Genomic DNA, 12732 nt, shown 5'->3' with positions numbered 1-12732 from the left:
AATACATCAAATAAGTCCTTGCAAAATAAAATTAACGAATTTTAACATAAGTTAATAATCCGTTGAATTTCATGAAGAAGAGCCACCCCTCATCGGTAAAACCTCAAAAAGGTTAAAAAGTTGTGGATTATTGCACAAATTAAATCAGTATAATTCGCTATTTTTACGATGGAAATAACGCTATCATGCTAAAACAAACCTTACAACAGAAATTATTACAAAAGCTATCTCCACAACAGATACAGTTCATCAAGTTGTTGCAAGTACCTACAGCCTCTTTGGACACACGCATAAAGGAAGAGCTCGAAGAAAATCCGGCCTTAGAAGACGGTAGCTTGACCAACCTGTCCGAACCTATCGAAGAGTACCCTGACAAAGACGCCGATGATGACTACTCCTCCCAAGAGGATTCTTTTGAAGAAGAATTCAGTGTGGAGGAATATATACAAGAAGACAGTTTCAACGACTACGGAGGCAACTACGGGAGTGACGATGAAGAACAACAAAAGGAAATCCCTATCGCTATACAGGATTCTTTTTTCGAAAAACTGCAAAACCAGCTGGATCTACTCGCCCTAGACGACAAAAAATACCTAGTCGGCAACCAAATCATCGGTAGCCTTGACGACGATGGCTATCTTCGGAGGCCTATCCTATCCTTGATAGATGATCTGGCTTTTTCCCAAAATGTCATGGCCGAAGAAAGCGAAGTGGAAGAAATGCTGGCTGTCATACAGGAATTTGAACCCGCCGGTATAGGTGCAAGGGACCTACAGGAATGTCTATTGATCCAATTGCGGAAAAAAGAACAGACAAACCCTATCATCCTCAAAGCTACCGAAGTGGTCAAACATTACCTGGATGAGTTTACCAAAAAACATTATGACAAGATCGAAAAGCAATTGGGTGTCAATTCGAACGAACTGAAGGACATCATCAACGAAATCCTGAAGCTCAACCCGAAACCGGGAGATTCGGGAGCTGTGGCCGGAAAACAACTACATATCATTCCAGACTTTCACATTACCAACAATGACGGTGTGCTGCACCTCACGCTCAACGGCCGGAATGCACCCGAACTCCGTGTGTCCAGATCCTACCAAGACATGTTTGAGCATTACGAAAAAGCCGAAAAGACGGATAAAAAGATGAAAGAGGCCGTACAGTTTGTCAAACAAAAACTGGATTCGGCAAAATGGTTTATCGATGCTATCAAACAACGCCAACAGACCCTGCTCCGCACCATGAATGCTATTATGGAATTTCAGCACGATTATTTCCTGACCGGTGATGATCGTATGCTCAAGCCCATGATCCTGAAAGATATAGCCGACAAGATAGACATGGATATTTCTACCGTATCCCGGGTGGCCAACTCGAAATACGTGCAGACGGATTTTGGCACTTTCCTATTGAAATCCTTCTTTTCGGAAGCCATACAGACAGAAACAGGCGAAGAGGTTTCCAACAAAGAAGTCAAGAAGATATTGGAAGAATGTATCGCAAATGAAAACAAGAAAAAGCCACTTGCGGACGAAAAGCTCACGGAAATACTAAAAGAAAAAGGCTACAATATCGCTCGACGAACAGTAGCCAAATATCGAGAAGCAATGAATATTCCGGTAGCCAGATTACGGAAGGAATTATAGGGTTGATCGCTGGCGCTCTGGTCTCTTATCAGTTCACTGGCACAAGGTTAAGCGAAGCTATCCTTGTGACCGCCTATTTCGGGAGGTGTCTAAAAAGTCGTCATATTGAGCGAACTCGAATACATCTCATTTTAGTAAAAACATTCACTATGAATGAGATACTTTGGTATGCTCAGGATGACAAACTGGAATTCAGGACTTTTTAGACACCCTCAGCTAGAAAACATTTCATTACAGCGGAACATGAAAGATCGAAAATTTTCCATCGCCAAAAGATTAAGGAGTTTCAAATTTGCCCTGGAAGGATTAAAAACTGTATTGCGGGAAGAACACAATGCCAGAATCCATTTTGGGATAGCATTCTTCGTCATCGTATTTGGGCTGATCCTACACATTAATGTACAGGAATGGTTGTTTCTGGTCATAGCTATTGGTTTCGTCATCGCATCAGAAATCATCAATTCAGCCATAGAACATATTGCTGATTTCATTCATCCGGACAAAAATGATAAAATAAAGATAATCAAAGATATATCTGCATCGGCTGTATTGATAGCTTCAATTATAGCACTTGTGGTAGGCTTGCTTATTTTTTTACCAAAAATCATTTAAATCCCCTAAATATCCGAAGTTTTAAAATTTTCGAAAGCCCTATAGCTGACGTGAGCATCTTGTCCGTGCCTATTTAAGATTTGGGAGCTTATTCTCTCACTCCCTCCCTATACCATCGATGCTTTTGCAACAACCTCACGGTAGGAGTCAGGAATACAAAAAAGAAGATTGATGTAAAGGTATTTGAAATCGTAAAAGCCATAGCCACTTGCAGAGAAGGTATCTCGGAAAAATTTATCGCGATATGTTCCAAGATATCAAAAAAAGGAAACATCAACAGCACCCCTATCACATTAAACAACGAAGCCGACAAGGCAACCAACCTAGATATAGGTGTCATTTTGAAACTGACCAATAGAGCCGTTGAAGTCGTCCCGATATTTGCGCCTACAACAATAGGAATAGCTATGGATAGATCAATAGTTCCCTGACTAATCAACACAATGACCAAGCCCACCACGACCGAACTTGACTGAATGATGACTGTGATGATAATGCCATAAAGAATACCTAGCAACGGATTACTAGCCTTAGAAAGTACCTCTACCAGAATAGGATCATCTTTGATAGGTTGCATGGCATCAGAAATCAATGACAACGCAAAGAATATAAATCCAAAATAGAAAATCGACTTACCAGCGACGGCTACACGACCAGGAATCATACTGATCAATGTTCCCAGCACAATGATAAATGGCCCTAAAAAAGAAGATTGAATCGATACAATCCAAGCCGTAGAAGTCGTTCCTACATTTGTTCCGAGCAATATCAATAAACTGTCTCGAAAGGAGATCACACCGGAGTTGACCAACGAGACCGTCAAAGAAGAGACAAATGTACTGGACTGAATGATTCCGGTCACAACAGCTCCCAAAGCAAAACTCCCCACGCTCCATTTCGTCAACTTACCAATCCACTTGGAAAGCCGCTCTTCCCCAAAATTCTCTATTTCTCTGCTAAAACTCTGAAGTCCGTAGATAAATAAAGTAATGGCAGAAACAATAACGATCAACGTCTCTATATTCTCCATCAAAACAGGTTAAACGACAAAAATATCAATTCTTCCCGATAATCCTATTTATATAGGAGCTTCGGAAGTTTTTAAACCTTTCGAAGCCTTCATCACGCTTACTCAAGTCTGTTGCATATACCCTGTGCTGGTGTAAGAACCCCAAGTACGGGAGTATTATTTACTCTTTCAATCCCTCTTTAGTATGATAATATTGAGCAATAATCGTCACAACAAAAATCTGGAAAGCATGAAATAGCATAATAGGTAAAAAATACAATCCTGCCAACGGATTATTCACAAACAAAAACTTACCGAACACACTTCCGTGGGTCAACGATTTTTTGGAGCCACAAAATATGGCCGTGATCTGATCAGCCAGTGTAAATCGAAAAACATACTTTACCAGCATCCAGAGCAATACGTACACGACAGCAAAGAAGACAACAACCCCTACCAAAACCCAAACCAGATAAACCCTACTCACCTCTTCAAACACCCCACTCGTAAACGATTCAGCAAAACTACTGTAAACAATCAGGAGAATGACCGTCTTGTCAAACAAAGAAAGTGATTTGCTGTGCCTATTGGCCCACATCCCAAAATACCGCTGTAGCCACAGACCCAGGATAACCGGGAGGATAATTTCACGGATCAACCCCCAATACACATCCGCAAACACATGATCGGTATGGAAATCCAGAAATAGCCCCATCCAAAGCGGGGTCACCACAACACCGATCAAACCCGAAATACTGGCGTTGAAAATAGCTGCGGGCACATTCCCCCGTGCAATAGATACCATAACCACAGACGAGGAGACAGTCGATGGCAAAGCCGCCAGAAAGAAAAATGACAACCAATAATGTTCTTGCTCCACATTTGCTAAAAACGGACGAAAAGGCAATAAAATCAACGGAAACAGCACGAAAGTAGCACTTTGTACAACAAGGTGCAATTTCCAGTTGCGCAGTCCTGACTTGATTGCCGAAAAGCTCAGCTTCAATCCGTAAAAAAAGAAGATCAAAGACACACCCACCCCAGTTAATAGCGCCATCCATTGCCCATCACGATATTCCACCCCTTGAGGAAAGAAATAAGCAATCGCAATACTTATCAGTAGAGCGACAATAAAACCGTCAAATTTCATAAACCATACATAACCGGTATAAAAGCGTATATCTTACGTTGACGAGAGCATATCGCTCACATCTATTAATTTGCATAATTACCAAAAATTATTAAATAAATTTTAAACAGGCTCTAAAGTTAATACATATATTTGCAGTACCATGAGCACAACATCTTTTTTATCCAACAGGATCAATAATCTATCCGAGTCAGCGACTTTAAAAATGACCAAATTAGGTCGTGAGCTGGCTGCCAAAGGCATCAACGTCATCAGTCTAAGTGTAGGTGAACCCGACTTCAACACGCCGGATCACGTCAAGGAAGCTGCAAAAAAGGCTTTGGACGAGAACTATACCCGCTATTCTCCGGTTCCGGGATACCCCGACCTGCGTCAAGCTATCGTCAACAAACTCAAAAACGAAAACAACCTCGATTATGACATTTCTCAAATCGTGGTTTCGACGGGAGCCAAACAATCTCTGTCCAATGTCATCCTGACACTGATCAATCCGGGCGATGAGGTCATCATTCCTACCCCATATTGGGTATCCTATTCCGAGATGGTCACATTGGCAGAAGGCAAATCTGTATTTATAGATACAGATATCGAGAGCAACTTTAAGATTACTGCCGAACAACTTGAAGCAGCCATCACACCGAAGACCAAGCTTTTCATGTTTTCCTCACCTTGTAACCCGACAGGATCAGTATACAGCAAAGAGGAATTGGCCGCTTTGGTCAGCGTATTCGAAAAACACCCCAATATCTTTATCCTTTCGGATGAGATCTACGAACATATCAATTTTGTGGACAAGCATGAATCCATTGCACAGTTCCCAAGCATCAAAGACCGGGTCATCATTGTCAATGGATTTTCAAAAGCTTTTGCGATGACAGGATGGCGATTAGGGTATATTGCGGCCAACAAGGAAATAGCAGCAGCCAACGATAAGCTACAAGGACAAACTACATCCGGAACATGTTCTATCGCACAACGCGCCGGCATTACAGCCTACGAACAAGGATTGGAAAGTGTGTACGAGATGAAGGAAGCGTTTGCGCGTCGTCGTCAATTGGTCTATGGACTGTTGAATGAGATACCGGGCGTGAAAACCAATCTTCCCGAAGGGGCCTTCTATTTCTTCCCCGAGATCAGCTCCTTCTTCGGCAAAAAAGATCCGGAAGGCAACGAGATCAAAAATTCCGCAGATCTGGCATTGTATCTATTGAACTATGGGCACATTGCTACTGTAGGAGGTGACTCCTTCGGAAACAATAACTATATCCGCCTGTCTTACGCTGCTTCGGACGAAAATCTGAAAGAAGCACTGAGACGCATGAAAGAGGCTTTGGGCAACTTAAGTTAAGTATTTCTTTTAGTCCAGGGTTTATGAACATAAACCCTGGACTAAAAGAAACTTCTAGCTATTGATATAGCTCTGTAGATGATCGATAGTCTGCTTTTGATCTTCGATAATATATTTTACCAAGTCACCTATAGATATCATACCGATTACCTTGTTGTCCTCTACCACCGGCAAATGCCTGAAATGATTGGTGGTCATCAGTTCCATACAATTTTCAATTTTTTCTGCTATCGTGATTGTATGGGGATTGTGTGTCATGACATCATGTATGGGTGTGTCTTTGGATGATTTGCCATGCAGGATGATCTTTCGGGCATAATCTCGCTCCGTGAAAATACCAATCAAGTCTTCATTTTCGACAATTAACAACGCACTGATGTTTTTTTCCATCATAAGCTGCAAGGCATCCAAAACCGATGTATTCCGGCTTACAGAATAAACAACGGGCGATTTCTTCTGGAGGATGTGCTTTACGGTTTTCATAATTTCTTCTTTTAGTTAGCAACAGTCTGAAGCTAATATACAAAAACTAATAGAATAAAACTAAGACCTTCGTCACATCCTTTTGTCTATCTCCCCATGCTAGTGCACGAATCCTTTCGTGTACCTAAAGATTTATGGGCACACGAAAGGATTCGTGCGCCAGCGGTTTAATAAAAACTTACAACTTATTACATCCGCTTCTCAAGCTCTCTGCCGATACTCTTGCCCAAATCCTTGTCTACGGTAATATACCCTGGATAATAGTAATTCTTTCCTCCTATTTTGACGGAAGGCTTTATCTTCAATGCCAGGAAGGCATCACTCTTACGGGTCAGGATATCATTCAACAACTTATCAAACCCTTTTTCCTGAGCCACACCGAATATATTGGCCCTGAAAGACAAAGGTACGACAATGCTCTCATTGGTAGCCAGATGTATATTTTCATGCACAGCTCCTTCAAAAAGTGGTTTTCCCTGTATTTCGATAATGTATTTGAATTCGTTGATCGATGTTTTCGTAGAAGTAGGATTAGCCACTTTCAGATTCACATTGGCTTCAAGGGGTAGATCCTGTTGTAGCAATGCAAAAGCAATAGCCGGCAAGGACGCCAATGAAACACCTTCTGTACTTCCAAACGATTCAATATTCCGTCCGGCTACCTTGACCTGATCCAATGACTCAACTGTATAGTTGCATTTTGCCAAGGCATTGACCTGTGCTTTATAATTGGTTGCACAGCCGGAAAAGGCAAAAACAGCCATACACAGAAGGGATAAATAGATTATTTGTTTTTTCATGTTTATCACTTTATTTTAAAGTTATGATGGTGACAAAGGTTACAGTGATTATAGAGGCCATGAGCCTTCGTCACTTTCATAACATCCGTAACTACCATAACCATCATCACTTTATTTTAAAAATTATACACTATACCCAAGGTAAACACAGCATTTCCGGCCTTGAGATATTCGTTGTTGTTCAACCCTATATTAAACCCGTTCGTATATTGCAATTGTAAACCTTTCGTTAGGCTCATGCGGGTATAGAATACCGGTTCTACAAAAAAATTTTCCTCTGTGGGGCTGTCTATCTCATCTATCTGAAAACGATCCATCGCTATTCTACTTAGACGGATGGCCGTGCCATAGTTCAATTCTCTTTTGTTCCCGAATATATTGATTTTTTGCTTACGTGTGGAAGAATAATTGATTTGTACAAAAATTTTATTGAAATCCATCTCCCTGCTTTCCACGGCTTCGTATCCATGTACGGTAGCACGCTTATCCGCTTCAGAGGTTGCCCCCACACCATAACCACCGTAAAGTTCGAGCACTTGGCGCTTTTCCTTGCCTATTTTGGTAAAATAACCTAACCCTCCTTCCAATAACCATTGATTGAAGTGAGTATTCGACTTCTCTCCATGATCCACATAGGAGCCATTGCCCAGGATAGCGACATGATTGGTGGCGGCTACGGCTATAGAGCCACTGATGTTTCCCTTAGGATTGACATGGGCGGCTATATACCCATCGCCTATATCCTTCAACATAGGTGTAGCCGGTACATTGGGCATATAGATGGAAGAACAGGAAGAAAACAGCACTATCCATGGCAGCACTGCTAACACATATTTTATCGGATGTTTCATCGTACGCAGTTAGAATAACAATCGTGCCAAATCATAAGATGACCTTATAAAGAAAAAACAAAAGCCATTCTTCTCCATAAATCGTGAAGAGAACGGCTCTTGAAAATCGTCATACAGGACAATTTATTCCATATCCGAAGGAACCGAATCCGTTTCCGGTGCTTTGTCGATCAATTCCATAAACTGATCCAGCTTCGGTGTAATGATGATCTGTGTACGTCTGTTGCGGGTCTTTCCTGCATTCGTGGTATTGTCCGCTATCGGGTTGTATTCTCCACGGCCTCCAGCAGTCAGACGCTTCGGATCCACACCATAATTGTTTTGCAAAGCCTGCACGACTGAAGAAGCCCGCAACACACTGAGATCCCAATTGTTGCGAATATTGGGTTTCGAAATCGGATCGGTATCCGTATTACCCTCGATCAGCACTTCGTAGTCTTTGTAGTCCGTGATAATCTTTGCGATCTTGCTCAACGTCTCTCCTGCCTGTTCCGAAATCTCGTAGCTGCCGGATTTATACAACATATTGTCCGACAAAGAGATGTACACTACACCTTTGAGTACTTGTACATCTACATCTTTCATCTCTTCTCTACTCAATGACCTGGTCAATCGATTCGTCAAGACCATATTGAGCGAATCACTTTTGTTCTTGGTATTGACCAAATGCTGTATATATTTATTGGAAGCATTGATCTCATCCACTAATTTGGAAATGTTGACATTTCCTTGTGAATTTTGGGCGATACTCTTGTCCAATGATCCCTGCAAACGGGCATAAGCTTCTTTCAGCGCGGCATTATTCTTTCGTTCATGCTCCAACTGGTCTTCCAGACTTTTGATCTTTGCCCGGCTCTCAGCCAGATCCATCTGTCCTTTTTGGTACAGTTCTGCCAAATCCTTGTGCTCGGTTTCTAACGCCAGGTATTTCTTTTTACTTATACCACAGCTACTGACCATTATTCCCAAGACAAGTGCATATCCTATAAAACGTGATTTTATCATAATCCTCCTATTGTTTTTTCCACTGTACTGCAAAAAAGATGCCTAATAAATCAACGGTATAAAAATTAGCGGCCAAAGCCTCAATAGGCCTGTATTCTGACTTGGATTCTAAAAGGCTTTATCTACTCTTTCTCTTCAAGTACTCTTCGACGACAAACTCTAGCTGTTCCTCTTGGGTGAGGTCAGAATTGTCAAGGACAACAGCATCTTCCGCTTGTCGCAAAGGACTTTCTGCACGTGTGCTATCAATATGGTCCCGATGGGCGAGATTGGCCAATACTTCCTCCAAGCTTACCGACTCACCTTTGCCCAACAGCTCTTTGTAGCGTCGCTCTGCACGAACCATCGGCGCAGCGGTCATAAATATCTTGAGATCAGCATCCGGAAATACGGTCGTACCGATATCCCGTCCATCCATCACGATATTTCTCCTGCTTCCCAACTGCTGCTGCTGGGCCACCATGGCTTGTCTAACCTCTTTGATTGCACTCACTTCACTGACTCTATCGGAAATTTCCATACGACGGATTTCCTCAGATACATCTTCATCATTCAGATAAATCAATGTACGATCAGACTGAGGTACAAAATCGATCCGAATATCCTGTAATGCCTTCGAGATAGCTTGGGTATTGTTTAGATCAATAGCATGGCGCAATAAATACAGTGTCACTGCACGGTACATAGCTCCACTGTCTATAAATACAAAATTCAGTTTCTTGGCCAAGGCTTTAGCCACCGTGCTCTTACCACAGGAGGAGAAACCATCTATTGCAATGACAAAATTATTTCGAGCCATGTTATATCAATTATTTCCTCCTATCAAAATACCGGGCTTATGGATCAATGGAATCTTGGAAAGGTGTTCATCAACAATACTCTCCGGGAGAAAAATATATTTTTTGTCGTAGATCGTGTCATCGATATAATAACTGAGCCAATATTCATTAGTCAACCCAAAAACCTGCTGATCAATGAGTTCTATCTTAAAGGAACTCCGAGGTGCTACATCACCGACAAAGTGGCGTAACGTAGAGGTCTTTACCTCTTTATGGTCCTTAATTCCATAGCCTTTGGAGGTGACGAATACATTTTTTAGGGCAACCTCTTTCTCATTGATCAGATATACCATCCAGTTTTTTACCCCTGGAGCTTCACTCTCCAGGACAACTGCAATGGAAATATCCTCCACGATATTTGGCGGCAAATCCTTTTTCATGATCCGAACTATTTTTTTCGGGTAGTAGATTTTTTCGCACTACCTTTTGCAGATTTCGCTCCTTTTGTATCCTGCTCTGCCCATTTCAATACATCCTCATAGGTGATCTGATTTACGTCTGTACCCTTTGGGATTTTAAGGTTCTGCTTTCCAAAACGTATGAATGGCCCCCAACGACCATTTTCAATCTGTGCCTCCGGATTTTCATCAAAAACACGGATGACCTTTTCGATATCTTTTTGACGTTTCGTTTGGATGATTTCAATGGCTTCTTCTTCCGTCACATCCAACGGGTCCATCCCTTTCGGAAGAGAATAGAACGCCGAATTGTGACGGATGTAGGGGCCAAAACGGCCAATAGCTACAGTCATATCCTTATCTTCGAATACACCTACTTTCTTAGGGAGGTTGAACAGATCCAACGCTTCCTCCAAGATGATGGTTTCGATCATCTGTCCTTTACGCAAAGAAGCAAACCGAGGTTTTTCTTCATCTTCGGCCGTTCCGATCTGCACCAAAGGTCCAAAACGTCCTACACGTACACTGACCGGCTTACCCGTAGCGGGATCCGTTCCCAATATACGTTCATTCGTCGCACGATCGGCATTTTCGAGCGTATCTTCCACCTCTTCATGAAATGGACGGTAGAAACCTTCCAGCATATCCGTCCACTCTTTTTGACCTTGAGCGATCTCGTCGAATTCCTTCTCTACCTTTGCAGTAAAATTGAAGTCCACAATTCCTTTGAAATGCTCGACCAAAAAATCATTGACCAATACACCGATATCCGTAGGGAACATCTTGTTGCGTTCTACGCCTGTCATCTCCGTTTTTACCTGTTCTTTGACTGCATCATCGGACAAGGTTAACACTTGATAATTCCGAGGTTTGCCATCGCGGTCTTCCTTGACGACATACCCCCTATTTTGAATAGTCGAAATCGTAGGTGCGTAAGTAGAAGGACGACCAATACCCAATTCTTCCAACTTTTTGACCAGAGAAGCCTCCGTATAACGAGCCGGTGGTCGAGAAAAACGTTCGGTAGCCGTCATTTCGTTGAGATAGAGTGCTTGTCCCTTTTCCAATGGTGGCAATAGCGCATTGTCCGAATCCTCGTCCCCCATCAGCTCCATATCTTCGTCCGTCGATTCTATATATACCTTTAGAAATCCGTCAAATTTCATAATCTCGCCCGAAGCCGTAAGCTCTTCCGGACGTGTGGATATATGTACCTTAGCCACGGTCTTTTCAAATTCAGCTTCACTCATCTGCGAGGCGATGGCACGTTTCCATATCAATTCATACAAACGTTTTTCCGAAGGATCCCCGTCAATAGTGTGATGCGAAAAATATGTTGGGCGGATGGCCTCGTGGGCTTCCTGTGCTCCGGCAGATTTTGTTTTGTATTTACGCATCTTATGGTATTTGTCACCATAAGCTTTTACAATTTCAGCCTGTGCCGCCTGTATAGCTGTGTCGGATAGATTGACCGAGTCAGTACGCATGTAGGTGATACGGCCAGCTTCGTACAGGCGCTGTGCTACCTGCATCGTACGTGCTACGGAAAAGCCCAATTTTCTACTGGCCTCCTGCTGCAAGGTAGATGTCGTAAAAGGCGCTGCCGGATTGCGTTTGCTTGGTTTTTTCTCCAGGTTCGAAACTTCGAATTCGGCTTGGATACAGTCTTTTAAAAATTGCTGAGCCTCTTCTTTTTTGGCAAATCGCTGTGGCAGCTCTGCTTTGACGATCTCCTTTCCTTTTCCTGTGCGGAAGATAGCGACAACCTTAAAAGAGGCCTCCGCTTGGAACCGATTGATCTCACGTTCACGCTCTACGATCAGCCGCACCGCCACGGATTGTACACGTCCTGCCGAAAGGGATGGTTTTACCTTTCTCCACAATACGGGAGACAGTTCAAAACCAACCAATCTATCCAATACGCGTCTGGCTTGCTGCGCATTGACCAGATTGTAGTCGATCTTACGGGGACTTTCAATAGCCTTTAAGATAGCCGGCTGGGTGATCTCATGAAAAACAATACGTTTTGTATTATCCTCCTTCAAACCCAAGGTCTCATACAGGTGCCACGAAATAGCTTCTCCCTCCCGGTCCTCATCGGAAGCGAGCCAGACGGTCTCGGCAGATTTGGCCAATTTCTTCAACTCACTGACTACGGCTTTCTTGTCCGATGGCACTTCATATTTTTGTTCAAATTTATTATCAGTATCGATCGCGTCATCTGTCTTTACCAAATCCCGAATATGTCCATAACTGGACTTTACCAAAAAATCGCTACCCAGATAACCCTCTATTGTTTTTGCCTTCGCCGGCGACTCTACTATTAATAAATTTTTAGCCATTAAATTCTACCTTTATATTTAGTCGACCCTTTTCTAACCACAATAGAAACATAGACATTTCCCGTATGTTAATCTCTGAAAAAAGGATATTACATAGGAAGTGAACTTCTGACATAGTCTATATAAAAACTATTGTCATGCCCTTTGGCATCTATGTGTTTCAGAAAATAGAACAATAAAAACTATGTTACTATGTGGTTCCATCTTTGTCAGAGACTAAAGATTTCTGCAAATATTAGTATTTCA

At 42.3% G+C, this 12732-nt stretch carries 12 protein-coding genes; 3 read left to right on the top strand and 9 right to left on the bottom strand.

The window, feature by feature from the left end:
- Positions 1 to 185 precede the first annotated feature (185 nt).
- Both rpoN and G5B00_RS12820 read left to right on the top strand, forming a co-directional pair.
- Entirely contained in the window at positions 186 to 1649 is a 1464-nt protein-coding gene (rpoN, locus tag G5B00_RS12825) for an RNA polymerase factor sigma-54 (RefSeq protein WP_163875933.1), read from the top strand.
- 243 nt (positions 1650 to 1892) lie between these two features.
- Positions 1893 to 2261: a diacylglycerol kinase family protein gene (locus G5B00_RS12820; protein WP_163875932.1), complete on the top strand. Its 369-nt coding sequence runs from the start codon at positions 1893 to 1895 to the stop codon at positions 2259 to 2261.
- Positions 2262 to 2349: 88 nt separating this feature from the next.
- Here G5B00_RS12820 and G5B00_RS12815 read toward each other — a convergent pair whose 3' ends face one another.
- Together G5B00_RS12815 and G5B00_RS12810 are read right to left on the bottom strand one after the other, a co-directional pair.
- The gene (locus tag G5B00_RS12815; protein ID WP_163875930.1) at positions 2350 to 3291 is read right to left on the bottom strand and encodes a Na/Pi cotransporter family protein; all 942 of its coding nucleotides are present in this window, start codon (positions 3289 to 3291) and stop codon (positions 2350 to 2352) included.
- Positions 3292 to 3451: 160 nt separating this feature from the next.
- A complete protein-coding gene (locus G5B00_RS12810) occupies positions 3452 to 4420 on the bottom strand; it encodes a bile acid:sodium symporter family protein (RefSeq protein ID WP_163875928.1) in 969 nt (322 codons plus the stop codon).
- 205 nt (positions 4421 to 4625) lie between these two features.
- Here G5B00_RS12810 and G5B00_RS12805 point away from each other — a divergent pair, with 205 nt between their 5' ends.
- Positions 4626 to 5768: a pyridoxal phosphate-dependent aminotransferase gene (locus tag G5B00_RS12805; protein ID WP_163875994.1), complete on the top strand. Its 1143-nt coding sequence runs from the start codon at positions 4626 to 4628 to the stop codon at positions 5766 to 5768.
- Between the two features lie 54 nt (positions 5769 to 5822).
- Here the strand turns inward: G5B00_RS12805 and G5B00_RS12800 are convergent, their stop codons facing one another.
- The 7 genes from G5B00_RS12800 to topA form a co-directional block, all read right to left on the bottom strand.
- On the bottom strand, positions 5823 to 6251 hold the full coding sequence (locus G5B00_RS12800) for a CBS domain-containing protein (RefSeq protein WP_163875926.1): 429 nt from the start codon (positions 6249 to 6251) through the stop codon (positions 5823 to 5825).
- Positions 6252 to 6439: 188 nt separating this feature from the next.
- Entirely contained in the window at positions 6440 to 7051 is a 612-nt protein-coding gene (locus tag G5B00_RS12795) for a hypothetical protein (RefSeq protein WP_163875924.1), read from the bottom strand.
- Positions 7052 to 7167: 116 nt separating this feature from the next.
- Complete coding sequence (locus tag G5B00_RS12790) at positions 7168 to 7902, bottom strand: hypothetical protein (protein ID WP_163875922.1); 735 nt, start codon at positions 7900 to 7902, stop codon at positions 7168 to 7170.
- 123 nt (positions 7903 to 8025) lie between these two features.
- Positions 8026 to 8907, bottom strand: coding sequence for a flagellar motor protein MotB (locus tag G5B00_RS12785; RefSeq protein WP_163875919.1), 882 nt, complete (start codon positions 8905 to 8907; stop codon positions 8026 to 8028).
- A 118-nt stretch (positions 8908 to 9025) separates the two neighbouring features.
- Positions 9026 to 9706, bottom strand: a complete 681-nt coding sequence (gene cmk, locus G5B00_RS12780) for a (d)CMP kinase (RefSeq protein WP_163875917.1) — start codon at positions 9704 to 9706, stop codon at positions 9026 to 9028.
- A gap of 6 nt (positions 9707 to 9712) precedes the next feature.
- Entirely contained in the window at positions 9713 to 10126 is a 414-nt protein-coding gene (locus G5B00_RS12775; RefSeq protein WP_163875914.1) for a hypothetical protein, read from the bottom strand.
- Positions 10127 to 10134: 8 nt separating this feature from the next.
- A complete protein-coding gene (topA, locus tag G5B00_RS12770) occupies positions 10135 to 12486 on the bottom strand; it encodes a type I DNA topoisomerase (protein ID WP_163875912.1) in 2352 nt (783 codons plus the stop codon).
- Positions 12487 to 12732 lie beyond the last annotated feature (246 nt).

This window comes from Parapedobacter sp. SGR-10 (assembly GCF_011030405.1).
Classification (GTDB): Bacteria; Bacteroidota; Bacteroidia; order Sphingobacteriales; family Sphingobacteriaceae; genus Sphingobacterium.
Note: the sequence above shows the minus strand (reverse complement) of the source record. Positions and strands in the feature narration are given on the sequence as shown.